Genomic DNA, 25,454 nt, shown 5'->3' with positions numbered 1-25,454 from the left:
CGAGTCTCCGTTCTGTGTGTGGTCAGGCGGCCTCGGCACTGCGCCCTGCCCTGCCTGCCTCCGACCTAGCGATCAGATAGTCGCAAGCGCGCTGCGCGTCAGCGGCGTGCTTGAAGATCGCGCCCTTGTCCGACCGAAGAACGCGCAACCAGTTGTGGAGATAGGCGGCATTCATCTCGAGCCTATGCGCCGTGAAGCCGAGCGTCTGACCCAGGAACACCGAGGTCAATTCCGCGACGATCTCCTCGCGCGCATAGGACGTGTTGCCGAACTTCGAGAACCCGAAATCACGGTTCAGTCGATGGGGGGCTTTCGTGGCATGGGCCAGCTCATGGGCCCAGACCCCGTAGAAATTGCGCGGGTCCTGAAACCGCGTGATGGACGGCATGTAAACCTTGTCCACGGGCGGCAAATAGTACGCCTCCGTGCCCGTGAAGACGGTTGTGATGTCGATGGCATCGAAAAACGCCTGCATGTGCGGGATGGGCTCGGACGGCGGATGCTCGGGCACGGGCTCCGGGTCAGGGTAGAAGCTGTCGGGCAAGCCCTCGATCTGGCAGGCATTGAACACACGGTAGGATTTCTGGAAGCGGAAGATACGGGCTTCCTCGGAGTGATCATCCCCGTCGCTGCGGTCATGATCATCTGCGCCCGCGTCTTTCCGGCTTTGGCCGTAATAGACGACGACAGAGGACTTTTCGCCCTTGCGAACCTTTGCATCCAAGGCATTGGCTTGCGGCAACGTCATCCAGAAGGGAGAGCTGTGGCCCGCCATCACGGTCCGCATCGTCAGCAGAAAGTTGTTCACTCCCTGATAGGGTTCACCGCCCACGCGCAGGGGACGAGAGCTGCCACCTGCGGTCCATGGCTTGCGCCACGGCAGGACGCCGCGCTCGATGATGCGGATGATTTCGTTTGTGATGACCTCGGAGGCATCGAATTTGGGCGTGCGGGATGGTAATCCCCCCATTTTTAATGGGGTGCAGCCGTAGAACTTACGCGGCCATTTTCAGTTTCTGTGCGGGTGTGATGCCGCCGATGCCCATGTTCGGGCGGTCGTTGTTGTAAGTCCAGAGCCATTGCGTGGCGAAGTCTTGGGCCTCCTCGATGTTTTCGATGATGTGTTGGTCCAGCCATTCATTCCTGACGGTGCGGTTGTAACGTTCGATGTAGGCGTTCTGCTGGGGCTGTCCTGGTTGGATGTGCTGGAGGGTAACACCTTGTTTCTCAGCCCATTCCAGCAGCTTGATGCTGATGTATTCAGGGCCATTATCGACCCGGATCGTGCCGGGCTTGCCACGCCATTCGATGATGCGATCGAGGCTCCGGATCACGCGTTCAGCAGGCAATGAAAAGTCGACCTCAATGCCAAGCCCTTCGCGGTTGAAGTCGTCCAGCACGTTCAGCAGTCGAAACTGACGACCGTCGCTCAGCCTGTCGGCCATAAAGTCCATCGACCAGGTCATGTTGGGGGCCTCGGGTACCGCCAGCGCGTCGGGTTTATCCCGCTTTAGCCGTTTGCGGGGCTTAATCCGCAGGTTCAGTTCCAGCGCGCAATAGATGCGATAGACCCGCTTATGGTTCCACGGATGACCTTTGACGTTGCGCAGGTGCAGATAGCAAAGTCCGAAGCCCCAAGTCTTCCTCGTATCCGTCAGCCCGACAAGCAAATCGGCAATCTGTTCGTTCTCATCGCTCAGAAGCGGGCTGTAGCGATAGCAGGTCTCGCTAACCCCAAAGGTGCGGCACGCCACGGCGACACTGACCCCGCGTCGCTCTACCGCCGTTGCGGCCATCTCTCGTCGCTGAGATGGCCCAGTCACTTTTTTCCAAGGGCTTCCTTCAGCAACTCGTTCTGCATGCTCAACTCTGCGAACATCTTCTTCAGGCGTCGGTTCTCGTCTTCAAGCGCCTTGGTCTGCGCGATCATTGAAGCATCCATCCCGCCATACTTCGCCCGCCATTTGTAAAAGGACGCTGTGCTCATACCATGTTCGCGGCAAAGCTCGGCCACAGGAACACCGCCTTCGGCCTGGCGCAGGATCGCAAGGATCTGCGGCTCACTGTATCTCGTCATCTTCATCTGAATCTCCTCATGCATCTTGCCGAGAAAATTCTACTTCCGCAGCCCCTTACTTTCGGGGGGGATTACCGGATCGGGCCATGGCTGGCCTCCTTTCGAGTGTTGATGAGAGGGAGTGGTGATCAGGTTGACTGACGGGGGCGTGGATCGTTGGCGATCCTGCCACCGAGGGCTTCGACCATGTCGATGTAGGCGGTCAGCGAGACGGACCTGCCAAGGCCGCAAGGTTCAGGGTCGATCGATCCGTCCCGCGCCACCCGCGGCAGGTTCGCGAAGGCGATGACATCGGTGACGGGTCGGATATCGATGAACGGGGTCCCTCGTGCGACCGCAAGAGTGGCCAGGGGAAAGCGCTCGATCGGCGCGAAGGTCGACACGGTGGTCCAACCAAGATGGAGGAATGTCCCGCCCTCTCCGCAGATCACGTGCGCGTTTGGCAATGACGCCGCCTGCTTCAGATAGCCGAGATCACGCAGGACGGTCTGGCGTTCGAGCCGCTGTGCCAGCGCCGTCTGGCCAGTTCGGCGTAGTTCCTTGTGTCGCCACCACGAGGCAGCGGTCGCGCGCAACACGCGCAAGACACCTGTTTGCATCGGAATGCCCTTCATCAGGAAAGACAGACCGAAATCCGGCCCGGACCCATCTGAGGGACCCCAAAGGCCCTCATCCGTCAGTCACAAAACCCGAAGGATACTTTCACTCTTTAGGGATCTGATGCCGGAGATTGTTAAATGCGAAGCCCATGAGAACGCAGGATTCTGCACTTTCCGGCATCAGACCCCAATGAGGAACAGGATCAGGCCCGTACACCCTCTTTCGGGCACCCCCAAAGGCCTGACCTTCCCCGGCCCTCCTCTTCCTCTCAAATCCCATGATTTCCGCAGGTGGCTTGATTTTGTTCCTGTTATGTTCTATTTTAAGAACCACGCTAAGAAGGGGGTCCCCGATGGAAAGCACCGCTTACGCCCTGCCCGCGACGCCCAAGCAGATCGCCTATGCGCGCGCGCTGGCCTTGCGCAACCAGACGCTTTTGCCGTGGGAGGTTCAGCAAGATCGGCGGTCCCTGAGCGCCTGGATCGACGCACAAGCCAAGTTGAACCCGGGCGCGCAGGACAGCCGCCCGACATCGAAGCAGGTCGCCTTCGCCGAGCGTCTCGCCCGGATCAAACGCCGCGCCGTCCCGGATGAGTGTTTCCGCGACAAGGGGCTGATGTCAAAATGGATCGATGGGAACAAATGAAGCTGGGTAGCCCCTGCGGTGATTGAGACTACTTCAGCCGATCAACAATCGATGCCCCGCCCGACCTGGCAAGCGCGATCAGGCTGGACTGGATTTTGGATGTGAAGACGGAACTGAACGTGCCGAAGGGCGTGCGGTCCTCCCAGACATAGGACCGCTCCAGAATATCGGTGTTGATCTCGTCCAGCATGACCCATTTGCGGACATGGGTCTCCAACCCCACACGCTGCGACTCGATCTGTGGCACCTCAATGCACTTGCGCGAGGGCAAGGGCGGTTGCGTCGTGATCGGCAGGATGAACACCACGGTCTCGTTATCGGACTTGGCGACAGTGACTGCGATACAAACAGGCCGCGTCTTGCGGCCTGCAGTCTCGCCCGCCAGCTGCTCGCGTTTCCAAAGGAATGGATAGCGGAAAACTTCTCCAGCACTCGGCTTAGTCATCCGCCTGCGTAAAGTCCCGTTCGAGCCCTTCAATCATCAGCGCCTTGAGATCCTCTGGCATCTCGTCGATCATGTGAGCTTGTTGCGTGGCTCCCCGCGCGAGCTGCTGGTACTGGTCCATGCTCATCAGCACGAATTTCGGCTTGCGGTGCTTGGTGATCGCAATCGGCGACCGAATGGCCGCGTCGAACAGGTCACTGGTGTGCCGCGTCAGGTCGGCAGCCTTGAACTCGGGAAGCTCTTGCATGATCTGGGTCTCCATTTGTGCGGAATATACATACATTCTGGATATTCTGCAAGAGATGGATTGAGCCCTTCCATGTGTCATCCGAACCGCCGCACGGTCTCAGTGTAGGTGTACGGGACCGTTGCATTATTGGGCATGTGCGGACAGGTTTGGCTCTTTGAGGTTGTACATGACGCGCCCTTCACCGTTCAAACATCACCGCTTTCTGCGTGAGATCATCCTGTGTGCTGTGCGGTGGCACCTGCGTTTCCCACTATCCTATCAGGATGTGGTCGATCTTCTGGCAGAACGCGATTTCACCGTTGACCGGTCGATCATCTATCGCTGGGTTCAGAAGTTCGGTCTCGCATTGACCAAGCGCACTGAGAAGCACTTGCGCCGGGCGAGTGTCGACTGGTTTGTGGACGAGACCTACGTCCGTGTCGGTGGCAAGTGGCGCTATCTCTGGCGCGGCATCGATGCCAACGGCCAGATGGTCGACTTCCGCCTCACCGCGCGCCGCGATGCAAAGGCTGCAAGTGACTTTCTGAACATGGCTATCGAGCGTGTTCGGCTGCACCGGCCTGTTACGATAGTGACGGACACGGCGGACAGCTATCGACGTGTCATACGTGAGATAAATCAACGTTATGATCCTCACTTTGACAGCATCCGGCATATTGATCGAGAGCGATCACGCGGCCATGAAACGGCTGCTCGGATACCGGCAGAGCTTTCGATCCTTGCGAACGGCTAAGGCGACACTCAGCGGCATTGAGACAATCCGGACCATCAAACGAGGTCACATCCATCAGCTGTTCGAGGACGCCGCATGATAGATGTTCTGCCCCAGCCAAAAACACGCCTCTGCCGAGTAATGCAACAGTCCCATGATGCGTGCTATGTATAGGCAAAGGTTCGTGTCAGACTGTATATGGATCAGTCCGCCCTGCCCGATCTCTTCTGGACGCAATGAAATATGTGCGGCTGGCAACGGCAAGACCTGGCGGCTTTGCTATCGTTGATTGGAATATTGTCCGCGGACAATTGTGAAATCAAGCTGCATGATTTTTCGCCAAAGCCAGACGTCGGATTAGCTTCTCTGGGCTAAAACCGTCACTTTTTGATCCAGTGGTTATTGTCCGAAAATAGGCACCGACTGCTTTGATCTTGTCGTGGAATTGCATTATTGCCCAAACGGTTGCTGCAGCTCGTAACGCACCAAGGCGCTCATGTGCTGCTTCGTAGTTTTGGGTTGTGATCCCTATCATCGGGGCGAGTGTTCGTGCGTGAGCAACAACATCATGAACAGTAACTATCTTTCTCAGTGAAAATTCTGCTGCTTCTGGACAGGCAGACAGTAGTTCGGGGATAGTGATTGGAGCTTCTGATACCCTGAGAGTCGTTTGTTTTTTTAGAGAGATGCTCACTTTATCAATATGTTCTTTACTTGACCTATGATGATGCCGGACAAATTGACCGTCACTGGCGGTCATAGTTGTTGTTGAAATCGGACTTTCATTATCTGCTGACTCGGCATCAACCACTGAGATTGGCAGGTTTGAGAGGATTTGTTCACAGTCTTTGAGCGACAATTTCCGACGTAGGACACGAAAGATGTCCAGGGCGATCTCATCGTTTGGGTTGTCGGTCAGACTTGCATTGGCTGCTGCGCGAATTTTGGCGCGCAGATAGTCAATTTGCTCCCGTTCCTTCATGACCTCAGCTGCCATTGAAGCAATCTCATGCAAGCGATCAAAGAGTGGTGAGAGGTCGAAGCCAAACCGAAGGGCCTTGCCCTCGTGTCTGTTGTGCTTTGTGAAGCGCTTTCGATTTGGGCTGTCACGACGCACCAGTAGGCCAATATCCTGCAATGTTGCCGCGTGACGTCTGATTGTTCTGTCTGAAATGCCGTTGCGTCGAAATGTGAGTGTTGCATTCGATGCAAACACTGTGTGGTGATTGCGCTTTGGTGCCAGGCACGAAAGCATCGCATCTAAGGTCGATATCACAGATGCGCTGAGACCAAGACGAGGCGCTGCGTTGCGGAGCGTTGCTACGACGATGTGACGCTCTGGAATGGAATTGTCCGCGGACAATATTTCACTGGTCCGCAGCCCAGTGGGTGCAGTTGCTTGTGTAAATGCCATTTTTTTTCACGACAACCGATGTGAAAGGCACCAATATCTCTGAAAATCAGAAAAAAGGCCGCAAATCTTCGTCAACCGAATCGGTTGTTGTTGACTGGCGCGGAGAAGCTGGTAAATCTGAAAGTGCAAAGAACAGATTGGGCTCTCCTAGGGAAACCTTGGGGGGCTCTTTCTTTTTTGGGTTGTTGGTCGTGCTCCTTTTTTAAAGTTCTACTGCTCGGTCGATATCAGTCAGGCTTTTGCTCTGACTGCCAGGCCTCATAGAGGCGTGTAAGCTCAGCTTCTGCGTTGTTGCGCATCCACTGAGCAAATTGTGGGGCATCAGACTTTGACAGCTTAAATGTCAAAGCACGTGCCGTTTCTTTTACCTCGGCCAAAGTCGTCCCATCGCTAAGCTTGATGGAAAGAGTCGGGGAGGGAGCTAGTTTGCCAGCTGCCTTAGGTTTGAGCGCCTGAGTAATGGCGTCACTGATCATGCTAAAGCGGTCGTCGGAGCTTTTGGTGGCATCAAGCTGAAGCGCCGCGGTGATCTGTTCAAGATCGACGCCTTCGTTGCGCGATTGGTCCGCGAGTTCTTCCCAACGCCTGCGTCCAATGCCATGAGCGGCCCCGATCTGCTCAATGACTGGCTTTGGAATGGACCGCGCGACTTTGGTCATGCGGGATAGCATTGGTTTGTCGACTGCCAAGGCATCAAGGATGATGGCCTGTTCGTAGCCACTTGTGGCCAGTTCAGCCGCAAAGAGGGCCTTTTCAATGAAGCTGGGGTCCAAGCGCTGAGTGTTCTCTTGTCCCTGGGCGAGAATAGCCTCTTCGTCAGAAAGAGACCTGACAAGTGCTTTCGCGGGGATGCCGAGCGATCGCAAGGCCTGCAATCTGCGGCGGCCATAGACGATCCTATAGTGCCCGGGTTTGTGCGCGATGGGGCGCACCATAATCGGTACTTGTTGGCCGTGGCCCTTGATGCTCTCAGCTAGCGCTACAACATCGGCATCGGTGAAAGTGAGACGGTCCTTTGGGCCGTTCTCTTCAATGACATCAACGGAGATTTCCCTCACCGCATTGCTAGCGACATCTTTCAAAGTGGATTTCACGCCGCTCATCGCACCAGTATTCGGGAAACGTGCCTTTTGCTCTGATGCCGAGACCGCAGTCTTGGCTACATCAGGCGGGGGAGGGGGCTGGAACAGGTTTCTACGGGCCATTAGCTAGTTTCCCTTCCCCAAGCTTGCTGAATCGTCTTTTCAAACTCATCCGCGACGCCGTTAAAAGACTCCAATATGCGAGTTAGAGTTTTTTTCACGACCTGAGAGGGGTCCAACTCATAGATTGTTTGCTGCGTCATCCCAGCATCGGAGATCGCGGTGGATTTTAACATCGGTGTGGTCAACACTTGATCCAAGAGAATAGATCTCAAGAAACCCGCCATTTGCGACTGGGGTACGTCTGTTGGTTCATATCGAGCTATCAAAAACTTAAGGAAGTTCCAGTCGATAGGTCCCGCGGCCTCCTCAAGAGTTTGTACAGTTTCTCCAGCCATTTCAAGGAATTGCGCCATCGATGCAACATCCAACATGCTGGGAACGACGGTGATCAGAAGGCCGGTAGACGCCAGCAAGGCTGTCATCGTTGTGAAGCCAAGTTGAGGCGGGCAATCGATGATGACAAGATCGTAGTCTGCTTCAATTTCGTCGAGAGCGATCGCAAGGCGCTGCGTGAATGGTGGATCGATCTTGTGTTGAAGCGCATAGGCCGTTTCGGTCTCGTACTCGGACAGCAAGAGACCTGCCGGAGCGAGATCAAGGTTGTGGAAATAGGTCTTTCGGATGACTTGGCTTAACGGAACCGGGTCTTCATATTTGAGAGCGTCGTAAACTGTGCCGCTTTCAGCAAATTCAATCTCAGGACGGTATCCGAACATAGTGGTCAAGCTGGCTTGCGGATCCATGTCGATCGCAAGAACTCTATAGCCCCGCAAGGCGTAGCGTTGGGCCAAGTGGATCGCACTGGTCGTTTTGCTGGACCCGCCTTTGAAGTTGACAATGGAAATCACTTGAAGGGCGTCGTTCTCGCGGCGTCCGGGACGATATGTCTCACCATTTCGACCAGTCTTCGCCATCACATGTCGGATTTGATCAATCTCTTGCGCGGTGTAGAGCCTGCGACCTCTGGAATCCGTCTCTACATCGGGGAAATCTCCTTCCTGGTGGCGTGTCCTGAGGTTGGACATGCTGATGCCAGTTAGCTCTGACACCTCAGCAGGGTGAAACTTGCGCAGTGCTTTTCTACTATCCGGCTGGAAGCTATTGCGCATATGATTGTTGAGCGCCTCGGAGAGGCGGGCAGCGTTCGACGCAATAGATGCTGCGATGGAGCTGGTTTGCGCGATATTTGCGTTGGAATTCATACTGCCCTCACGACCTCTTAGTGGGTCATATGTGTTTCGTCGCTAAAAGGCGTGATTTACGTCAGCTTGCGACAATTGAACTCATGACACGCAACTTATCCCCAGGCAACAATTTTTTGGCCCTGTCGGTGACGGGGGGCCTTTGTGTTCAGCATTGGATGGTGAAAACGTCTTATTAACCTGTTGAAAAAACACATTTTACCAAGAATTCCGTATACTCAGCAAGATGTAGTAGAATTTTGTCAAATGATCACAACTGATAGCAGCTTGGTCTTGATCTCGAATCGGTTGAATTTCAGGAATGTTTTGAAGACCCTTGTGACGACCAGAAAGTCGAGATGCTCTTCCAGGACGACTTGTAACGGGTTTTGACAGCGCTTCTAAAAGAGATGGCAGTCCAAATTACGCGCACCTTACATGCGCGAAAGTTGGACTTTTCGTCCCTCCGAGAAGAGCTCGACATGCCTCTCGAGCATTATTTCTACTCAAAGTTTACTTCTCAGCGTGTGGTGCGCGTCAACACCTATTGGTGTTGTCTTTTATGTTAGGGCAGGGGGATCCGAGCCGTGGGTGAAGTTGGGAGATAGCCCAGCAAAACTAAGTGAATATGCTGCTTGTCGTTAAGAAACGTTCGCAGCCTAAAGTTAAAGCCCTGCTGCCTTGGTCGAGATTGCCAACTTGCTGGCGCTCCTGTAGCGGTCTAGCAATCCGCTATGAATGCACCGTCCGATATGCCTCGCCTGAAAGGCTACCGTTTCCCTCGCCAGATCATCGCCTACGCGGTATGGGCCTATCACCGTTTTGCGCTGAGCACTGGCGACGTGGAAGACCTGCTTGCTGAGCGGGGTGTAACCGTCAGTCGGGAAACCGTGCGCAAATGGGTGAAACGGTTTGGTCGGCATTTCGCACATTGCATCAAGCGTGACCGGCCAGCTGCGGCAGATAAATGGCATCTGGACGAAGTCGTTGTGCCAATCAACGGCGTGAAGATCTGGTTGTGGCGCGCCGTGGATGCCAACGGCGACGTTCTCGATATTCTGGTGCAACCACGGCGAAATGCCAGAGCGGCTAAGCGGTTTCTGAAGCAGTTAATCGCCCGATTTAGCCGGCCCCGCGTCATCATCACAGACAAATTGCGCAGCTATATCAAACCTATCCGGCAGCTAGCACCGGACGCCGATCATCGCGCCCACAAGGGCCTCAATAATCGGATCGAAGGTTCGTATCGACCGACCCGAAAGCGAGAGAAGCTCATGGGCCGGTTCAAGTCGCCAGGGCAGGCGCAACGCTTCCTTTCCGCCCACGACCAGATCAACACAATCTTCCGCCCCCGCCGATATCGCCTTTCCGCCGCTTCATACCGCCATGTCAGATCAGATGCTTTCGATCTGTGGCGGAGCTATGCCCTCGAAATGACCGCGTGATAAAAGCCGGACGGGGCTTCTGTGATCACTGCAGAATAAGTTGGCAATCCCGGGGAGGAAGATGTGCCACGGCCGTTGTGGACGGGGCGGCCGCTGCGATGTGCATTCCATGCAACAGGGCGGCATCGGGAGACGTCCGGCGGTCGAGAAAGATACCAAGGAAAATTGGAAACTCTGTTGAAACTGACCCAAACAAGAAATACCTTGGAACTCGCGCAGGCGCGCAGCGGGAAAAGCCAGCGCTGCGCTAAAGCGCTCTCAACAGCCCAATTCCCTGTTCGAGAGATATTGCCCGGATATCTTCTGCCACGGGGACGTCACGCTCTCCGGCGTAGATCAGCAGCTTCCGGTTCGCTTTGACGTCTTCTGCGCCGGTGTGGAAACCACGAGAAACCTTCGGCGCGGTCGTGCGCTTGATCTCGACGGCCCAGATGTCGCCACCCGGCAAACGCAGAACCAAATCAAGTTCGGCTCCGGCAGAGGTGCGATAGAAGAATGGTTCGGTGCCGGCGGGCGCCGCGGCAAGAAGGGTCTCGATGCAGAACCCCTCCCAACTGCCGCCGACGACAGGATGCCCGAGCAAGCCCTCGGTCGTACCAATACTCAACAGCGCATGCACGATCCCGCTGTCCCGCACATAGACTTTTGGCGATTTCACCAGGCGTTTGCCGACATTCTCATGCCAGGGCTGCAGCCGCCGCACCAGCATGAGATCGACGAGCAAGTCGAGGTAGCGTCCAATCGTTTGCCCCGATACTCCGAGCCCTTCAGCAAGGGCAGCAGCATTCAGCAGGCCGCCTTGCACATGCGCCAACATGGTCCAGAAGCGCCGCAAGGTTGCGGCCGGAATACGCGGCCCGAGGGCAGGGATGTCTCGTTCCAGATATGTGCGCAGGAAATCTAGACGCCAGTCCATGCTGGCCTGATCGCTGGCAGCCAAGAAACTGTCAGGAAAGCCACCACGCAACCAGAGCGCATTCAACTGATCAGCCCCAACCTCGGTAAGTTGCAGAGGGGGCATTTCGATATACCGGACCCTTCCAGCGAGGGACTCTGCCGATTGTTGCAGAAGAACATTGGAGGCTGACCCTAAAAGCAGAAACTGCCCCGTACGAAACCCGGCCCGCCTGCGCTGGTCGATCTGACCACGCAGGCTCTTGAAGAGGCCGGGCATCTGCTGCACTTCGTCGAGGATGACGAGTTTTCCCGTTTGTTCATCCAGATAGAGATCTGGTTCGGTCAGGATCTGCCGGTCCGCGTCACGTTCAAGATCTAGGTATACCGATGGTTGCTCCGGAGCGATGTCGAGAGCAAGCGTGGTCTTCCCAACCTGCCGGGGACCGAGGAGCACAACAGCGGCTTGGTTCGCAAGCGCGGATTGCACAAGTTGATGAGTTTGGCGCATATACATACCTTGCAATTACTCCATCATGTGGAAGATTTGCAAGGTTAAATTATTGTGCGGCTAACGTTCCGGCCCAATTTGTGAATTAGCCTGAAGTGACGAACAGGCTTTGCGCCAAAACTCACTCCAACAACCCAATTCGCTCCGCCCGTTCCAGCAGCATCCTCACGGACGACGGCTGCCAGCTCATGCGTCCACGCGGCGTGCGCTCACGCATGGATTCCAGCCGGTCACAGATCGCCTGCAGCGTCATGCCGGGATCTGCGCCTTTGATCGCGGCGACAATCGCAGGCAGGCGGTCGTCTGCTTCACGGCGTCCGGCACGGTCCAGCACCTTTGCGGGCAGGAACCCGTCACGCACATAGGCTTTCACGGCACGCAGCAAGCGACTCTGGGTCCAGTGGCGGTCGTGGGGCAGGGGGCCATTGATGATCCGCAGCACGTCTTCCCAAGCCATATCGGGGCGCAGGCGGCGCACATGGGGCACCCAGTCCTGCGCGGTTTCGTTCAAGCGCTCCATATAGCCGTCTTGCCGCGCGAGCCGCACCTTGCGGAGCGCCGCTGGATCGCCGGCGCGCAGGCCCGGGTTCCCGCCGATCCGGCCCTTACTACGGGCGCTCGCCAGCCCGGCCTTGGTGCGTTCGCGGATCAGAGCGCGTTCGAACTCGGCCGCTGCGCCCAACACCTGCAATGTGAACTTGCCTTGTGGAGAAGCCGTGTCGATCGGGTCTTGGAGAGAACGGAAGAAAGCCCCCTTGGCCTCCAGACGTTCGATCACCTCCAGCAAGTGCGACAAAGACCGCGCAAGCCGGTCTATCCGCACGACGACCAGCGTGTCGCCGTTCTGGACACGTTCGAGCACGCGCGCAAGCACTGGACGCGCGCGATTGCCGCCGGAGGCGTGTTCTTCGAAGATTTCGGCGCAGCCAGCAGATTGAAGGGCCTCAGACTGGGGCAGGGGGGTCTGATCCTCCGTGGAAACTTGCGCGTAGCCTATCAAGCGCATGAAATCGGGCCGTTTGCAATTTAAGGTATCGCGATTAAACGACCGATTAGTACTAAGTGAAGGAGCCGCTCTTGCCTCTTGGCAAACTTTGCCATAAGTTTGGTTTGAAAGGAGATCAGCATGGGCACCATGAATATTTCTTTGCCGGACCCGATGAAGAGCTGGGTCGAAGAACAGGCAAAATCAGGTCGGTATGCCAATTCCAGCGACTACGTTCGCGACCTGATCCGGCGTGATCGGGACCGTCGTGAAGCCATTGCTGAAATTCAATCCGCTGTCGACGTGGGCCTCGCAAGCGGGCCGGCGGTCCCGCTTGATCGCAGTACGTTCAAGTCCCGGATGCGCGCCAAATATGCCGGAGAATAGTCGTTGGGTCATTAGACCCGCGGCTGAAAAGGACCTGTCCGACATCTGGCACTACGGCGCAGACAACTGGGGCATTGAGCAAGCAGATCACTATTCGGATAGTCTATTTGCACTCTTCGACCTGCTTGCTGACTTTCCAGAGATGGCGCGTGAGCGCAGCGAGTTCACACCCCCGGTACGTATCCATCCTAGTGGAGCGCATCTGGTAATCTATCGTGTGGAAGGGCAGGGGGTTGCGATCATCCGCATATTGCATGTCCATCGGAACCTCACGGCCTATCTGCTCGACGGTTGACCGTCACAATCCCGCAGCCTTGGTCAGGTTCACCCGGAACCGGTCCCTGCGGCGCTGATAGCGGCGGGTCATTTCGGCTGAGGCATGGCCAAGCTGCTTCTGAACGTAACGTTCGTCGACCTCGGCAGAACTGGCCAGACCGGCTCGCAGACTGTGACCCGAAAACAGCGCCAGTCGGTCCTTTTCGGGCAGCTCTGATCGAATGCCAGCGTCGCGGATGGTACGCTTGATCAGCCGGGCGACGTGTTTGTCGTTTAGCCGTGCTTCCAGCGCCCGTTTGCCATCCCGCGAGGTGCCCACAAAGACTGGGCCAAAGTCGATCCTTGCAAAGTGCAGCCACTGCTCCAATGCGTGCACCGGGCAGGTCCGATCTTTGGAGCCGCGAGCAATCTCGACCTCGCGCCAACCGGTCTTGCCGCGCAGCGTCAGGATGGCGCCGGCCTCAAGGATATTGACCCAGCCGCCGCTATCGGGCGTATCATCCTTGCCGTGATCGAGACTGACGATTTCAGAGCGGCGCAAGCCTCCGGCAAAACCTATCAGCAGGATCGCCCGGTCACGTAACCCGCGCAGGTCGAAGGACAGGGTGGCGACCATGGCGAGAATGTCCTCGGCCAGGATCGCCTCTTTCTGGACCGGCGGGCGCGCATGTTTGCGCTTGATGCCTGCCAGTACCGTAGCGATGTGACGGTTCTTGCGATCAAGCGTAGAGCCGCGCTGTGCAAAGTTCCACGCCATGCCAGACAGACGTCGCTCGATGGATGAGACGGAGAGGGCAGGGGAGGCACCAGTAGCCGATGCCAGATCGGCAAGATAGAGCCCGATCAATTCGGGCGACGGCGGCAGGGCCTCCGCGCCCTTCATCCGGCACCAGCGTGTAAAATGCGCCCAGTCTTTCGCATAGGCTTTGAGCGTGTTCTCGGAGGCGGCGGCACGGGCGTAATCGCGTGCCGTCTCGACCAGCCTGTCAAGGCTGCCGGAGCCCGCTACAAAGGAGGGAAGGCTCAGGGCCTCGCTGGGCGGCGTATTGCTCTTGTTGCCCTCACTGCCGGAGGACCCGATTGGTGCGTTTGCACTCGATTTCCCGCTATTTTTTGCCATGCTGCTGAGCATATATAATCATGTCCGATAAGCAAACTTATTGGCATAGCTGCGGCCGACAAGGCGAGGCGCTTATAGTGCTATTTTCTGGAAGAAAGCGCCGTGATGACGTAAGCTTGAAGCATGACATTCACCCGGCACGCCCGGCATTGCCAAGTTGTTCAGCTTGCATGATCAGGCTATTTCAACGTCATGAAAATCCCAACCAGTATCCTGCGCCTAAAGGGCTTCCGGTTCCCTCGCGAAATCATCGCATACGCTGTTTGGGCTTGCCATCGCTTCGCAATGAGCACGGCCGACGTCGAAGACCTGCTGGCCGAGCGCGGTGTGATTGTAAGCCGGGAAGCGATCCGGTTGTGGGTCAATCGCTTTGGTCCACATTTCGCAAATTGCGTCCGGCGCGATCGTCCTCGCCCCAATGACAAATGGCATCTGGATGAGGTCGTTATCTCGATTCGAGGGAAGAAACATTGGCTGTGGCGTGCCATCGACGCGGAAGGGGACGTCCTCGACATTCTCGTGAAAACGCGACGAAACGCTAAAGCAGCCAAGCGGTTTCTCCAAAGGCTGATCAATCAGTTCGGCGAGCCGAGGGTCGTGATCACCGACAAGCTGCGCAGCTATGTCAAGCCGATCAAAACATTGGCACCGGACGCTGACCACCGCGCCCACAAGGGATTGAACAACGCCATCGAAGGATCACACAGGCCGACCCGGAAGCGAGAGAAGATATTCGGCCGGTTCAAGTCACATCGGCAGGCTCAGAGGTTTCTATCCGCTCACGATCAGATCAACCTGATTTTCCGTCCCCGCCGATTTCAACTCACCGCAAACTCATATCGCCACGCCCGAGCTGACGCGTTCAGCCTCTGGGCAGAATACACCATCTAGATGGTGGCGTAATTTACAGACCTGCAACACCCTACGACACGCGGCCAACAACTTAGCAATGCCCTTTGGGCGTGTCGTTTACGCCTGTCCTGTCAAAGCGGTTTTGTTTGCCAGCAGGAAATCCCGGACCGACTCCGCCTTCTGCCCGATCAGTTTTTCAACCTCATGCGAGGCAACATCAAGACTTTCCGTAGCAATGGCGACGTCGAAGGATGAGAAGACATCCGCGACGAACTCCGGCAGGCCGTTCTTGACCATAGCCTCGACAAGCGCATCGCGCGTGATCGAGACATAGGGGATCTTCTTTCCGGAAACTTTGGACAGGATCGCGGCGATCTCGGCATGGCCGACGGCCTCGGGTCCGGTGATGTCGCGCAGGGTCGATCCGGTCTCGGACAACAGGGCCGCGGCGGCAGCGCGGGCGCAATCTTCGCGCGTGACATAGCCTGCTTTGCCTTCGCCTGCTGCCGCGTATAGCGCCCCCGCATTGATTGCCTGCTGTCCGCTCTGCAACAAGAGATCGGCATAAAGGCAGTTGCGCAGGATCGTGTGCGGGATGCCGGTCTGCTTGATCAGCGCCTCGGTCTCACGGTGATCGGCGGCAAAGGTTATCGGGCTGCTTTCATCCGGGTTGGTGAGCGACGTATATACGATATGCGAAACACCGGCGTCCTGCGCGGCGGCGATCGCGTTACGGTGCGCGGCAAGCCGTTTGCCCGGCTCAAGGTCGTCCGTCGAGATGATCAGCAGCCGCCCGCCGCCGGCAAAGGCCGCACCAAGAGCGGCCGGGTCATTGAAATCGCCTGCCCTGACGTCGACCCCACGCCCCAGAAGGGCCGCGAGCTTTTCCGGCGTGCGGGTGATTGCAACAAGGGGCTCGGCCCCCTGCGCCAGCAGGTTCTCGATGACTTGACTGCCGAGTTGGCCGGAGGCACCGGTCACGATGAAGGGGCCTTTGATGTCAATTGACATGACTTTGTGTTCCTGTTCCAAGTTTCTGTTCAACCGAAGCGAAAGGCGCTTTCGATAGCGCCAAGAACGTGATCCTCCAGCGTCTTGCGACCGATATCGTCGCCCGCCGCACCCGCCACGACATGCAGCGGGATGAGATGCTCTTCGCGCGGATGGGCATCCCGGCCGCCGGGTGCGTCCGACCAGTGCGTCAGCCTGCGGTTGCGGTCCTCGGAATCGGGGCAGGTCGTCGCCTCGGTCAGCCAGGTGTCGAACGCGCCGCCAACGATGTCGCCCCGCGGCCCGCAGCGCAGGCTCCGCATCATCACGCCCATGTTGTGATAGGTGTTGCCGCTGCCGAGGATCAGCACGCCCTCGTCGCGAAGGGGGGCCAGGGCCTGGCCAAGCGCGATATGGCGCCCGGGGTCGAGATCGCTGGCAACCGACAGCTGGACGCAGGGAATGTCGGCCTCCGGAAAGGCGACCTTGAGCGGCACGAAGACGCCGTGGTCAAACCCCCGCACGGCATCCTTTGCGGCGGGGAGACCCGCGGCGCGGATCAGGTCATGCACGCGCTCCGCCAGCGCCGGATCGCCGGGGGCAGGCCAGGTCAACTCGTAGGTATGGGGCGGGAAACCGCCGTAGTCGAACAGAAGCGGTGGGGCAGGGTTGGTCTGCATGGTAAAGGCAGGCTCTTTCCAATGACCCGAGATCACCAAGAGCGCCCTGGGGCGCTCAGGCAGCGTGCCCGGCAGATCCTTCAGGAACTGCCGGTGCCGGTCCCACTCATCGGGCGGGTTCCAGTCCATGAAGAAGCAGGGGCCGCCCCCGTGGGGAATGAAGAACGTGGGTTGGCGGGCCATGTCCGTTTGTCCTTCCCGGTTTGCAGGGAGACCTCGCGTGTCTCGTGAAGACACTGAATAGTTGATGCATGGCGAAAAATAAAGTAGGAACGGAAAAGTAACTGCATAGCCCGAGGGTGAACAGCGATGCCCAAGGTCCCGCCACAGTGCCCGATGGACTCGATTTTGCGTCTGCTCATGGGACCCTGGACCACCTACATCATCTGGGTCCTGAGCGATCAGGGGCCGCAAAGGTTCGGGGCGCTGAAGCGAGCTGTGCCGGGGATATCAACCCGAATGTTGACCGAGCGTCTGCGGATGCTGCAAGGCGCTGGTGTCATCTGGCGCGAACAGGCTGAGACCATTCCGCCTGCGGTGTCCTATGGCCTGACGTCGCGCGGCAACGACTTGCGAAGCGTTCTCGACGCACTGGGAGAGATTGCACATAATTGGGAACACGAGGGCGTCTTCGCAGGCGAGGGAGGTGGTCGGCATGAGGGTCAGTAAAGTTGACGATGTGCTCAGAGGGGCCAGGACCGTTTTCCTGAAATTTGGCTTCGAAGGTGCCAGCGTCGATGCGATTGCCGAGGAAGCGAAAGTATCCAAGGCAACCCTTTATGCTCATTGTTCAAGCAAGGAACAGCTCTTTCTGATCGTTGTGCAAGCGGAGTGCGACAGGCTCTCGGCCGAAATATCTCGACCGCTATCAAGCAGAGAAGATCCGCGAAGCGTCCTGGAAGAGCTCTCACGGCGCATGATCGACCTTGTGATGGATGATGACTACATTCGTCTATTGCGTTCCTGCATTGGTGCGGTTTCGGTTCTGCCCGAGGCAGGCGACATATACATGGAAGCGGGTCCGAAGCGGGCTACCGGAATTGTCGCGCGGATCCTTCAAGGCATGCGCGACGCGGGATCTCTGCACGTGCAGGATTGCCATACTGCTGCCGGTCAGTTCATTCATCTCTCCCTGTCCGGCGTCATCATGCCGAGACTGTTGGCGCTCGAGCCTCGGATCGATGCATCAGAACATTCCACGAAAGCTACCGACACCTTTCTAGACGTCTATTCCGCGGGCAATAGCTCGATTTAGCGGGAGGAGGACATCCAGGTGGCTTCATGTACTCTTGACAGCAGGCGCCACGCCTTTTTGACGCGATGTGCACCGGACGCTTGACTTAGGTGGTAACGAGACATAGCTGCCTGTCGAACCTAACCGTCCGGATGGTACAGAAATGAAAGGGCGCCTACTCGCTGCGGGAGAAGGAAAGACCTCGCGGAAGATCCTCGAGGCGGCGCGTGCGATTGCCGCGCGTGAAGGTGCTGGAAAAATAACGATTGACGCCGTCGCAAAGGAGTCCGGCCTGAGCAAGGGCGGGGTGCTATACAACTATCCGACGAAGAAAGCCCTGCTATCCGGACTTTTGAACCAAATGCTCTCGGCGCATCGCGTGCTCCTTAACGATCTGCCCGAGCGGCTGTCCTCGCGCACATTGCGAGGACATCTTGAAACCATCACCCGATCCAAGGATGTCGACGATGACCTGTCCATGGCGATACTCGCCGCCGCGGCCTCGGATCCACAGCTGCTAGATCCACTCCGCGTTGAGCTGACCGGCGATCTTGAGCGCATCCTGTCCGACACGAAGGACGCTCCGGGTGCCATGATTGCCGTCCTTGCGATCCAAGGGCTGAGGTTCCAGAAGCTTTTGAAGCTTCCGGATGGCGGCGCGGACATCGGGGAACGCGTCATCGAACGATTGAGGACCATGATCAATGAACTCGAATAGAAAGACACGACGTTTGAAGCAATTAATGTCTGTTGTCTTGGTCGCAGGCGTGGCTGCCGTTGCAATTCCGTTCGCTCCGTCGTTCCTGACCGACGTGCTTGCTCAGACCGCGACGGGCACCACGGAGGCAGATGTTGACACACGGCCTGGGGGGAACGCGGAACGACCGGTCACAGTCGAAGTCACCCGTGTGATCAGTCGCTCCGTCAATCAATCCCGCACCGTCGCAGGTCGCGTCGAACCTGCCCGGACAGTGGATTTTGCGTTTCAGATATCGGGGCAGATCGTTCGGCTCGCGGTGGAGCCCGGCGACACGGTCCGCGCGGGCGACGTTATTGCCGAGCTCGATCCGGTCGATTTCGAGCTTACGGTCCACCGGGCGCAAGCGTCCTTCGATCTCTCGAAGTCCGAGCTTAATCGCGCGGCCGGTCTCGCCGCGCGGGGTGTCGCGGCCGACGCCCGGCTCGAGACTGCGCGCGCCCAATTCGCGCAGGCAGATGTCGCGCTGCGAGAGGCACGGCGGCGTCTCTCACAGACCCAGATCGTCGCGCCGTTCGACGCGATCGTGGCGCGCACCTTCGTCGAGGAATACGTCAACATTACTTCGGCCGCCCCAGTCGCACGCTTGCAGGACCTCAACGAGATGCTAGTCGTGATATCGCTGCCGGAGGATCTTGCGGCCATTGCGCGAGCGACACCCGGCGCCTTCCACATCGTGGCGAGTTTCCCAGCCGTGCCGGGCTACACGGCACCTCTCGTATTCCGGTCCTTTGCGACCGATGCCGACCAGACGGCGCAGACCTATGATCTGGAATTCGCCATCACCGGCGATATCGACCCGCGCCTGCTGCCAGGAATGATTGCGGATGTGCGCATTGCCATTGCGGCAGAAGAAAGTCGCCCACAAGCCATCATCGTTCCGGTTTCAGCGGTGGACACGACGAGCCGACCCAATCCTTCTATTTGGGTCTACAATGAATCATCCGGCCAGGTCTCGCGCAGGTCGGTCCAGCTTGGGCTTCCCGTTGATGACGAGGTTGTCATTCTGGGCGGTCTGGAGGGCAACGAACTGGTCGTGTCTGGCGGCTGGTGGCGGCTCAGCGACGATCAGGCAGTCGTCGTTTCGGGTTTGTGATCCTACCCTTTTAACAGGACGAAATTAGTTCATGGCACTCAGCATTTCACGCGCCAGCATCAAGCGTCCCGTCGCGGTATGGCTTGCGATCATCTTCTGCCTGTTCGGTGGCTACTGGGGGCTGAACACGGTCGGCCGTCTGGAAGATCCGAGCTTTACCCTCAAGACCGCGCTCGTCTTCGTGCCCTATCCCGGCGCCACGGCCGTCGAGGTCGAGGAGGAAGTCGCTGACGTCATTGAGAATGCTTTGCAGCAGATGAAGCAGCTGGACAGGGTCGAATCCAAGTCGATGCCGGGCATGGCGCAGATTACTGTTGACATCGTGGACACCTATGGTCGTGACGAAATCCCGCAGGTCTGGGACGAAATGCGACGCCGAATCCGAGATGTGGAGGGGGAGCTTCCGGCGGGCGCGCGCGCACCCATCATAAACGACGACTTTGGCGACGTCTTCGGCATGTTCTACGCTGTGACGACCGAAGGTCTGACCCCACAGCAGCAGCGTGATCTGGCGAGGTCGTTGCGAGTCGGACTCGTCACTGTCGACGGGGTCGCAAATGTCGAGGTTCAGGGCCTCGCCGAAGAATTGGTCACCATTTCGATCCCATCCGCCCGCCTCACTGGACTTGGGATTCCGCCCAACCAGATACTTGGTCTTCTCACGGACGAGAACCAGGTGTTCACCAATGGCGAGATAACCGAGGGCCCTGCACGTATCGGCCTGTCGGTTCCGCCGGGTTATGTAACACCCGAAGGGCTTGAAGAACTGCGGCTTGGCGTGGCTGGAGAGGTCGGACAAGTGGCGGTCAACGACATCGCCCGTGTCACTCGCGATGAGGCCGAACAGCCAAGCCAGATCATCCGCCAGAACGGAGCAGCAGCCTTCACTCTCGGCGTGTCGGCGTTGACAAACCGGAACGTCGTCGAGGTCGGCGCTGCGGTCTCGGACCGGATCGAACAGCTGAGGGCCGCGTTGCCCGAGGGGGTAGAGATCACCCCTATCTATGAACAGCATGTTGTGGTCGACGAGGCGGTTTCGAGTTTTCTTGTCAGCCTAGGGCAGTCCATCGCCATCGTCGTCGGGGCGCTGATGCTGACCATGGGCTGGCGGGCGGGCCTTGTGGTGGGGACAACGCTCGGGCTCACCGTTTTCTCCACGCTGTTCTTCATGTCGGTGTTCGGGATCCAGATGGAACGGATCAGCCTGGGCGCCCTGATCATCGCAATGGGAATGCTGGTTGATAACGCCATCGTCATCACCGAGGGAATGGTAATCGGCATGGCGCGGGGAAAGAGCGCGGAAGACGCGGCGGTCGAAACAGAAGGTTCCACATCCATCCCCTTGCTCGGCGCGACCGTGATCGGGATCATGGCCTTTTCCGGGATTGGTCTGTCGCCCGATGCGACGGGCGAGTTCCTGTTTTCGTTGTTCGCGGTGATCGCCATATCGCTGCTCATGAGCTGGGTTCTTGCCGTAACGGTCACGCCGTATCTTGGCAAGCTGCTGCTCAAGGCCCCCAAGAACATTTCGGATGATCCCTACAAGGGCGCTTTCTATGGGGTTTATCGCGGGTTTCTGTGGCTGGCGCTGCGCGCCCGTATCCCGGTCGTGCTGACAATCTTGGGGATCACCGTCTGGTCGGTGATGGCCTTCGGTCAGGTTAAGCAGGCCTTTTTCCCGGCGTCGAACACCCCGATTTTCTATGTCCAATTCCAGATGCCGCAAGGGACCGACATCAATGTCACCGAACGCGAAATGCGACGTCTGGAACAAATGTTTCTGGCCGAAGAGGGTGTAACAGATGTGACGACCCTGGTGGGGCGTGGTGCAAGCCGCTTCATGCTGACATACAACCCAGAGCAGGCGGATGCCAGCTATGGCCAGCTCATCGTCCGGGTTGCGGACGCCGCGATGATCCCGGCGATCGCCAGCAGACTCAACGAAGACTTGCCCGCTGAATTCCCCCACGCTCTGATCCGCGTCGAAGAGATCGTGTTCGGACCGCCAGCCGGTGCCGATGTTGCAGTTCGTTTTTCGGGACCCGATCCTGTCATCCTGCGCCAGCTCGCGGATGAGGCGACAAGCATTTTCGAGGAGGCAGGTACGATCACTAATCCGCGCACCAACTGGCGCCAACGCGAGATTCTCATTGAACCTGTCGTCGACGAGTCGCGGATGCGGCTGGCCGGCGCCACGCGCAGCGCGATCGCGGACACTATTCGCTTCGGAACCTCTGGCTTGCGCGTTGGCGAGCTGAGAGAGGGAGATGTGGTGATCCCGATTCTTCTCCGACTTCCAGAGAGCGAACGTGACGGCATTGGCCACGTCCGCGACCTGTCGGTTTGGTCCGCGGGGGCGGGATCCTATGTTCCCATGGCCAACCTGGTGGAACGCTTCGAAACACGCCTCGCCGAGGCGCTCATTCACCGGCGCGACCGCGAACGGACGATCACCGCCCTTGGTGGCGCGCGCAGCGACCTCACCGCTGATGAAGCTTTCCGCAGTGTCCGCGCCGAGATCGAGGCCATTCCGCTTCCGGAAGGTTACTCGATGGAATGGGGTGGCGAATTCGAAAGCGCAGGGGAGGCGCAGCAAAGCCTTGGCAAACAGCTTCCCCTAGGCTTCCTGGTCATGCTGACGATTTCGATCCTGATGTTCAACAAGATCCGCCAACCGCTGATCCTTTGGCTTGTCGTCCCCATGTCCGTGACGGGCATGGTCCTGGGGCTGTTGCTCACCGGATTGCCTTTCACCTTTACGGCCTTGCTCGGCTTCCTCTCGCTATCCGGGATGCTGATGAAGAACGCGATTGTTCTGGTCGAAGAGATCGACTTGCAACGTGCAGATGGTGTTGCGGATTACGAGGCCGTGATGAATGGATCGGTCAGCCGTCTGCGCCCGGTGGTGCTCGCGGCCGGCACGACGATTTTCGGCATGATCCCACTGCTGCCGGATGCGTTTTTCGCGTCTATGGCGGTCACAATCATGGGCGGCCTTGCCTTTGCTTCGGTCTTGACGCTGGTGGCCGTGCCGGTGCTTTACGCGCTCCTCTTTCGGATCCGTCCTCCGAGGCGGGAGATGAATCCGACCACGTTGCATTCGAAGTTGATCTCTTCCTGACTTTGCGAACTGGTCGATATCACGTGAATAAGGTGACGACTTTGTGGGTAAACATTCTCTCTGTCTGACCGCAAATTTCTAAAAGACAGCAATCATTAACCCTTTCCCGAGCCATTGGAATCGCAATTGCGGCTTGAATTTGGTCCGCCTCTTCGCTAATAATCTAACGGATGTTAGATTATTAGCGAAGAGATCATATGACCTCCCCACTTCATCAGCTGAAAATCATCGAACTCGGTCATGTTATTGCTGGACCACTCTCGACCTCGCTGCTTTCTGATTTTGGGGCAGACGTCATCAAGATTGAGGCACCCAACCGGACGGATATGATGCGCGATCTCGGACCAAAGGCCGGGGACGGAGTTGGCGTTTGGTGGAAAACTCTGGGCCGCAACAAAAAAATTCTGAGCCTCGACTGGAAGTCGGGCGAAGGACGGGACATCCTGCGCAGACTGGTTGAAAGCGCCGACGTACTTGTTGAAAATTTCCGGCCAGGCGTGCTTGAACGTGCGGGTGTCGGGACTGAAACCCTGCATAAGTGGAACCCGGATTTAGTTATTCTGCGCGTTTCGGGTTACGGTCAGGACGGCCCGATGCGGGACGTGCCCGCTTTCGGGCGCGCGGCAGAGGCGTTGAGTGGTCTAGCCCATCTGACTGGTTTTGCGGACGGGCCACCGATGCACCCCGGATTTCCAGCGGCCGACAGCACGACAGGGTTGATGGGTGCTTTGGGGATCATGATCGCGCTGTTTGCCCGGGAAAAAGGGATTGCGCGTGGTCAGGTCGTCGATCTTGCGGTGTTCGAGGCGCTGCTTCGACTGATGGACTATCCCGTGCCCGCATTGACGGGCGCGAACCTCTCGCCGCGGCGCAACGGGCTGCGCCAGCCGATGGATTTTGCGCCGGGGGGCATGTTCCGAACCTCTGATGGGGTGTGGGTGACCGTTTCGGCTGGTAGCGCAGAAACAGCGCAACGCCTGTTGCGGGCGGTCGGCGGAGATGCGCTGGCCGATGATCCGCGGTTCGCTACACTCGACGAGATGTCGCAGCATATGGCCGTGGTCTTCGACGCCATAAATGATTTCGTCACGCAACACACGCTTGCGGAAGTCGAGGCGGAGTTTGCCCGCTATGATGCGGTTGCCTCTCGTGTGCTGAGCGTCGAGGAGATCATGACGAATGAGCAGATACGTCATCGCGGCGACATCGTATCGGTTGAGGGCGAGCAAACGCAGGTGATTGGACCTATCCCGCATCTCAGCGCCACCCCCGGTGAGTTGCGCTGGCTAGGGCGGCCGCCGGGCGCGGACAGCCGAAGCATTCTGCGCAATCTTGGATATGAAGATGACCGGATCACTGCCCTGTGTGAGGCAGGGTTTGTAGGTGTGGATGGGAGCGAGACACAATGACATTTCGAATGACGGGTGAACAAAAGGAAATTCGAGATCAGATCCTGCGTATATGTGCGCAGTTTGATGACGACTACTGGCTGGACCGGGATCGGAACGGGGGTTTCCCGCATGATTTGCACAGGGCGATGGCAGATGGTGGCTGGCTTGGCATTGCCATGCCGGAAGACGTAGGCGGTGCTGGTCTGGGGATCACCGAAGCGACCGTCATGATGCAGGCGATTGCCGAATCGGGGGCTGGCGCCAGCGGGGCCTCGGCCATCCACATGAACATTTTCGGGCTCAACCCGGTGGTCAAGTTCGGAACCGATGAACAGCGCGCTCGCATGCTGCCCCCTCTGATCGCCGGCGATCAAAAAGCTTGTTTCGCTGTAACCGAGCCGACGACCGGGCTGGATACCACCAAGCTTAAAACCATAGCTGTGCGACAGGGGGACAGGTACGTCGTTCATGGTCAAAAGGTCTGGATTTCGACCGCGCAGGTGGCCCACAAGATGCTGCTTCTGGCCAGAACGACACGGCTTGAAGACGTGACTAACCCGACCGAGGGTTTGAGCCTGTTCTATACGGATCTGGACCGCAATTTCGTGGATGTTCGCGAAATCGAAAAAATGGGCCGGAAAGCCGTTGACTCGAACGAGATGTTCATCGACAGACTGCCAATCCCGGCCGAAGACTTGATTGGGGAAGAGGGCAAGGGTTTCCGACAGATTCTGCATGGGCTGAACCCGGAACGCATCCTCGTTGCCGGCGAATGCATCGGCATCGCACGCAATGCATTGGTGCGCGCCGCGCAATACGCCAACGAGCGTGTGGTCTTTGGGCGGCCGATCGGCCAGAATCAGGGCATCCAGCATCCGCTGGCAATGGCATGGGCACGGGTGGAAGCTGCCAATCTCATGGTGATGCATGCCGCCGCCCTCTATGATTCGGGAGAGGCGTGCGGAGTGGAAGCCAACGCTGCCAAGCTACTGGCCGCAGATGCCGCGGTCGAGGCGACTGAAGCAGCGCAGATTACCTTTGGCGGGTTTGGATACGCCAAGGAATATCATGTGGAGCGTCTGGTAAGAGAGGCACTACTTTTCCGCATCGTCCCCGTGACACCACAGATGCTTTTGTCGTTCATCGCCGAAAAAGCGTTAGGGCTTCCAAAGTCTTACTGACCAG

General features: G+C 57.9%; 25 protein-coding genes and 1 pseudogene. 13 read left to right on the top strand and 13 right to left on the bottom strand.

Going from position 1 to position 25,454, the window contains the following annotated elements:
• Positions 1-22: 22 nt before the first annotated feature.
• The 3 genes from IMCC21224_RS23970 to IMCC21224_RS23955 all read right to left on the bottom strand — a co-directional run bounded on the left by IMCC21224_RS23970 (position 23) and on the right by IMCC21224_RS23955 (position 2,691).
• A complete protein-coding gene (locus IMCC21224_RS23970; protein ID WP_047998096.1) occupies positions 23-970 on the bottom strand; it encodes an ArdC family protein in 948 nt (315 codons plus the stop codon).
• 25 nt (positions 971-995) lie between these two features.
• Positions 996-2,083, bottom strand: a protein-coding gene (locus tag IMCC21224_RS23965) for an IS3 family transposase (RefSeq protein ID WP_156178101.1) whose coding sequence is annotated in 2 segments (ribosomal slippage) — positions 996-1,822 and positions 1,822-2,083 — 1,089 coding nt in all. Because the reading frame shifts where the segments join, the coding sequence is not laid out codon by codon here.
• 122 nt (positions 2,084-2,205) lie between these two features.
• A complete protein-coding gene (locus tag IMCC21224_RS23955; protein WP_047998095.1) occupies positions 2,206-2,691 on the bottom strand; it encodes a hypothetical protein in 486 nt (161 codons plus the stop codon).
• A gap of 338 nt (positions 2,692-3,029) precedes the next feature.
• Between IMCC21224_RS23955 and IMCC21224_RS23950 the strand changes: the two genes are divergently transcribed.
• Complete coding sequence (locus IMCC21224_RS23950) at positions 3,030-3,323, top strand: hypothetical protein (protein ID WP_047998094.1); 294 nt, start codon at positions 3,030-3,032, stop codon at positions 3,321-3,323.
• A gap of 28 nt (positions 3,324-3,351) precedes the next feature.
• Here the strand turns inward: IMCC21224_RS23950 and IMCC21224_RS23945 are convergent, their stop codons facing one another.
• The gene (locus tag IMCC21224_RS23945) at positions 3,352-3,768 is read right to left on the bottom strand and encodes a hypothetical protein (protein WP_231582212.1); all 417 of its coding nucleotides are present in this window, start codon (positions 3,766-3,768) and stop codon (positions 3,352-3,354) included.
• Positions 3,761-4,015 carry a type II toxin-antitoxin system prevent-host-death family antitoxin gene (locus IMCC21224_RS23940; RefSeq protein ID WP_231582211.1) on the bottom strand — a complete coding sequence of 85 codons (255 nt, stop codon included), beginning with the start codon at positions 4,013-4,015 and terminating at the stop codon, positions 3,761-3,763. Before IMCC21224_RS23940 ends, IMCC21224_RS23945 begins: the two co-directional genes overlap by 8 nt.
• A 169-nt stretch (positions 4,016-4,184) precedes the next feature.
• On the opposite strand from IMCC21224_RS23940, the pseudogene IMCC21224_RS23935 reads away from it, so the two are divergent.
• Positions 4,185-4,830: pseudogene (locus IMCC21224_RS23935) on the top strand (IS6 family transposase).
• A 219-nt stretch (positions 4,831-5,049) separates the two neighbouring features.
• On the opposite strand, the gene repC reads toward IMCC21224_RS23935, so the two are convergent.
• The 3 genes from repC to repA form a co-directional block, all read right to left on the bottom strand.
• Complete coding sequence (gene repC, locus IMCC21224_RS27500) at positions 5,050-6,144, bottom strand: plasmid replication protein RepC (RefSeq protein ID WP_082135443.1); 1,095 nt, start codon at positions 6,142-6,144, stop codon at positions 5,050-5,052.
• 227 nt (positions 6,145-6,371) lie between these two features.
• A complete protein-coding gene (repB, locus tag IMCC21224_RS23930; protein WP_047998093.1) occupies positions 6,372-7,349 on the bottom strand; it encodes a plasmid partitioning protein RepB in 978 nt (325 codons plus the stop codon).
• Positions 7,349-8,551 carry a plasmid partitioning protein RepA gene (repA, locus tag IMCC21224_RS23925; RefSeq protein WP_047998092.1) on the bottom strand — a complete coding sequence of 401 codons (1,203 nt, stop codon included), beginning with the start codon at positions 8,549-8,551 and terminating at the stop codon, positions 7,349-7,351. Before repA ends, repB begins: the two co-directional genes overlap by 1 nt.
• Positions 8,552-9,264: 713 nt before the next feature.
• Between repA and IMCC21224_RS23920 the strand changes: the two genes are divergently transcribed.
• Entirely contained in the window at positions 9,265-9,975 is a 711-nt protein-coding gene (locus tag IMCC21224_RS23920) for an IS6 family transposase (RefSeq protein ID WP_047998091.1), read from the top strand.
• 247 nt (positions 9,976-10,222) lie between these two features.
• Here the strand turns inward: IMCC21224_RS23920 and IMCC21224_RS23915 are convergent, their stop codons facing one another.
• Positions 10,223-11,386 (bottom strand): ATP-binding protein, encoded by a 1,164-nt coding sequence (locus IMCC21224_RS23915; protein WP_047998090.1) that lies wholly within the window; start codon positions 11,384-11,386, stop codon positions 10,223-10,225.
• Between the two features lie 115 nt (positions 11,387-11,501).
• Entirely contained in the window at positions 11,502-12,386 is an 885-nt protein-coding gene (locus tag IMCC21224_RS23910) for a recombinase family protein (RefSeq protein ID WP_047998089.1), read from the bottom strand.
• A 120-nt stretch (positions 12,387-12,506) separates the two neighbouring features.
• On the opposite strand from IMCC21224_RS23910, the gene IMCC21224_RS23905 reads away from it, so the two are divergent.
• Positions 12,507-12,752 carry a type II toxin-antitoxin system ParD family antitoxin gene (locus tag IMCC21224_RS23905; protein WP_012187059.1) on the top strand — a complete coding sequence of 82 codons (246 nt, stop codon included), beginning with the start codon at positions 12,507-12,509 and terminating at the stop codon, positions 12,750-12,752.
• Complete coding sequence (locus IMCC21224_RS23900) at positions 12,739-13,047, top strand: type II toxin-antitoxin system RelE/ParE family toxin (protein WP_012187058.1); 309 nt, start codon at positions 12,739-12,741, stop codon at positions 13,045-13,047. Before IMCC21224_RS23905 ends, IMCC21224_RS23900 begins: the two co-directional genes overlap by 14 nt.
• A gap of 3 nt (positions 13,048-13,050) precedes the next feature.
• Here the strand turns inward: IMCC21224_RS23900 and IMCC21224_RS23895 are convergent, their stop codons facing one another.
• On the bottom strand, positions 13,051-14,148 hold the full coding sequence (locus tag IMCC21224_RS23895) for a tyrosine-type recombinase/integrase (protein WP_044029440.1): 1,098 nt from the start codon (positions 14,146-14,148) through the stop codon (positions 13,051-13,053).
• 192 nt (positions 14,149-14,340) lie between these two features.
• Between IMCC21224_RS23895 and IMCC21224_RS23890 the strand changes: the two genes are divergently transcribed.
• Complete coding sequence (locus tag IMCC21224_RS23890; RefSeq protein WP_047998088.1) at positions 14,341-15,039, top strand: IS6 family transposase; 699 nt, start codon at positions 14,341-14,343, stop codon at positions 15,037-15,039.
• A gap of 78 nt (positions 15,040-15,117) precedes the next feature.
• Here IMCC21224_RS23890 and IMCC21224_RS23885 read toward each other — a convergent pair whose 3' ends face one another.
• Positions 15,118-16,011 (bottom strand): SDR family oxidoreductase, encoded by an 894-nt coding sequence (locus IMCC21224_RS23885; protein ID WP_047998087.1) that lies wholly within the window; start codon positions 16,009-16,011, stop codon positions 15,118-15,120.
• Positions 16,012-16,040: 29 nt separating this feature from the next.
• Positions 16,041-16,853 (bottom strand): class III extradiol ring-cleavage dioxygenase, encoded by an 813-nt coding sequence (locus tag IMCC21224_RS23880; RefSeq protein WP_047998086.1) that lies wholly within the window; start codon positions 16,851-16,853, stop codon positions 16,041-16,043.
• A 126-nt stretch (positions 16,854-16,979) separates the two neighbouring features.
• Between IMCC21224_RS23880 and IMCC21224_RS23875 the strand changes: the two genes are divergently transcribed.
• From IMCC21224_RS23875 to IMCC21224_RS23845, 7 genes are all read left to right on the top strand, one after another.
• Positions 16,980-17,339: a helix-turn-helix domain-containing protein gene (locus tag IMCC21224_RS23875; protein ID WP_053079191.1), complete on the top strand. Its 360-nt coding sequence runs from the start codon at positions 16,980-16,982 to the stop codon at positions 17,337-17,339.
• Entirely contained in the window at positions 17,326-17,925 is a 600-nt protein-coding gene (locus tag IMCC21224_RS23870) for a TetR/AcrR family transcriptional regulator (RefSeq protein ID WP_047998085.1), read from the top strand. Before IMCC21224_RS23875 ends, IMCC21224_RS23870 begins: the two co-directional genes overlap by 14 nt.
• A 142-nt stretch (positions 17,926-18,067) precedes the next feature.
• A complete protein-coding gene (locus IMCC21224_RS23865) occupies positions 18,068-18,622 on the top strand; it encodes a TetR family transcriptional regulator (protein ID WP_047998084.1) in 555 nt (184 codons plus the stop codon).
• A gap of 25 nt (positions 18,623-18,647) precedes the next feature.
• Positions 18,648-19,757: an efflux RND transporter periplasmic adaptor subunit gene (locus tag IMCC21224_RS23860; RefSeq protein WP_231582210.1), complete on the top strand. Its 1,110-nt coding sequence runs from the start codon at positions 18,648-18,650 to the stop codon at positions 19,755-19,757.
• Positions 19,758-19,788: 31 nt separating this feature from the next.
• Positions 19,789-22,878 carry an efflux RND transporter permease subunit gene (locus IMCC21224_RS23855; protein WP_047998082.1) on the top strand — a complete coding sequence of 1,030 codons (3,090 nt, stop codon included), beginning with the start codon at positions 19,789-19,791 and terminating at the stop codon, positions 22,876-22,878.
• A 197-nt stretch (positions 22,879-23,075) separates the two neighbouring features.
• Positions 23,076-24,287: a CaiB/BaiF CoA-transferase family protein gene (locus tag IMCC21224_RS23850; protein ID WP_047998081.1), complete on the top strand. Its 1,212-nt coding sequence runs from the start codon at positions 23,076-23,078 to the stop codon at positions 24,285-24,287.
• Complete coding sequence (locus tag IMCC21224_RS23845) at positions 24,284-25,450, top strand: acyl-CoA dehydrogenase family protein (RefSeq protein WP_047998080.1); 1,167 nt, start codon at positions 24,284-24,286, stop codon at positions 25,448-25,450. Before IMCC21224_RS23850 ends, IMCC21224_RS23845 begins: the two co-directional genes overlap by 4 nt.
• The last annotated feature ends 4 nt before the right edge of the window (positions 25,451-25,454 follow it).

Origin of the sequence: Puniceibacterium sp. IMCC21224 (assembly GCF_001038505.1) — a bacterium.
In the GTDB taxonomy this organism is placed as follows: domain Bacteria; phylum Pseudomonadota; class Alphaproteobacteria; order Rhodobacterales; family Rhodobacteraceae; genus Puniceibacterium.
This window is presented reverse-complemented; position numbering and strand designations above follow the sequence as displayed.

What these genes read in the sequence shown, in the direction of transcription:
- IMCC21224_RS23955 (WP_047998095.1), bottom strand. Translation starts at nt 2,691, where the DNA reads ATGAAGGGCATTCCGATGCAAACAGGTGTCTTGCGCGTGTTGCGCGCG.
- repC (WP_082135443.1), bottom strand. Translation starts at nt 6,144, where the DNA reads ATGGCATTTACACAAGCAACTGCACCCACTGGGCTGCGGACCAGTGAA.
- IMCC21224_RS23970 (WP_047998096.1), bottom strand. Translation starts at nt 970, where the DNA reads ATGGGGGGATTACCATCCCGCACGCCCAAATTCGATGCCTCCGAGGTC.
- IMCC21224_RS23880 (WP_047998086.1), bottom strand. Translation starts at nt 16,853, where the DNA reads ATGGCCCGCCAACCCACGTTCTTCATTCCCCACGGGGGCGGCCCCTGC.
- IMCC21224_RS23870 (WP_047998085.1), top strand. Translation starts at nt 17,326, where the DNA reads ATGAGGGTCAGTAAAGTTGACGATGTGCTCAGAGGGGCCAGGACCGTT.
- IMCC21224_RS23875 (WP_053079191.1), top strand. Translation starts at nt 16,980, where the DNA reads ATGCCCAAGGTCCCGCCACAGTGCCCGATGGACTCGATTTTGCGTCTG.
- IMCC21224_RS23885 (WP_047998087.1), bottom strand. Translation starts at nt 16,011, where the DNA reads ATGTCAATTGACATCAAAGGCCCCTTCATCGTGACCGGTGCCTCCGGC.
- IMCC21224_RS23910 (WP_047998089.1), bottom strand. Translation starts at nt 12,386, where the DNA reads ATGCGCTTGATAGGCTACGCGCAAGTTTCCACGGAGGATCAGACCCCC.
- IMCC21224_RS23905 (WP_012187059.1), top strand. Translation starts at nt 12,507, where the DNA reads ATGGGCACCATGAATATTTCTTTGCCGGACCCGATGAAGAGCTGGGTC.
- IMCC21224_RS23855 (WP_047998082.1), top strand. Translation starts at nt 19,789, where the DNA reads ATGGCACTCAGCATTTCACGCGCCAGCATCAAGCGTCCCGTCGCGGTA.
- IMCC21224_RS23940 (WP_231582211.1), bottom strand. Translation starts at nt 4,015, where the DNA reads ATGCAAGAGCTTCCCGAGTTCAAGGCTGCCGACCTGACGCGGCACACC.
- IMCC21224_RS23950 (WP_047998094.1), top strand. Translation starts at nt 3,030, where the DNA reads ATGGAAAGCACCGCTTACGCCCTGCCCGCGACGCCCAAGCAGATCGCC.
- IMCC21224_RS23850 (WP_047998081.1), top strand. Translation starts at nt 23,076, where the DNA reads ATGACCTCCCCACTTCATCAGCTGAAAATCATCGAACTCGGTCATGTT.
- IMCC21224_RS23860 (WP_231582210.1), top strand. Translation starts at nt 18,648, where the DNA reads ATGTCTGTTGTCTTGGTCGCAGGCGTGGCTGCCGTTGCAATTCCGTTC.
- IMCC21224_RS23890 (WP_047998088.1), top strand. Translation starts at nt 14,341, where the DNA reads ATGAAAATCCCAACCAGTATCCTGCGCCTAAAGGGCTTCCGGTTCCCT.
- repB (WP_047998093.1), bottom strand. Translation starts at nt 7,349, where the DNA reads ATGGCCCGTAGAAACCTGTTCCAGCCCCCTCCCCCGCCTGATGTAGCC.
- IMCC21224_RS23845 (WP_047998080.1), top strand. Translation starts at nt 24,284, where the DNA reads ATGACATTTCGAATGACGGGTGAACAAAAGGAAATTCGAGATCAGATC.
- IMCC21224_RS23900 (WP_012187058.1), top strand. Translation starts at nt 12,739, where the DNA reads ATGCCGGAGAATAGTCGTTGGGTCATTAGACCCGCGGCTGAAAAGGAC.
- IMCC21224_RS23895 (WP_044029440.1), bottom strand. Translation starts at nt 14,148, where the DNA reads ATGGCAAAAAATAGCGGGAAATCGAGTGCAAACGCACCAATCGGGTCC.
- IMCC21224_RS23865 (WP_047998084.1), top strand. Translation starts at nt 18,068, where the DNA reads ATGAAAGGGCGCCTACTCGCTGCGGGAGAAGGAAAGACCTCGCGGAAG.
- repA (WP_047998092.1), bottom strand. Translation starts at nt 8,551, where the DNA reads ATGAATTCCAACGCAAATATCGCGCAAACCAGCTCCATCGCAGCATCT.
- IMCC21224_RS23915 (WP_047998090.1), bottom strand. Translation starts at nt 11,386, where the DNA reads ATGTATATGCGCCAAACTCATCAACTTGTGCAATCCGCGCTTGCGAAC.
- IMCC21224_RS23920 (WP_047998091.1), top strand. Translation starts at nt 9,265, where the DNA reads ATGAATGCACCGTCCGATATGCCTCGCCTGAAAGGCTACCGTTTCCCT.
- IMCC21224_RS23945 (WP_231582212.1), bottom strand. Translation starts at nt 3,768, where the DNA reads ATGACTAAGCCGAGTGCTGGAGAAGTTTTCCGCTATCCATTCCTTTGG.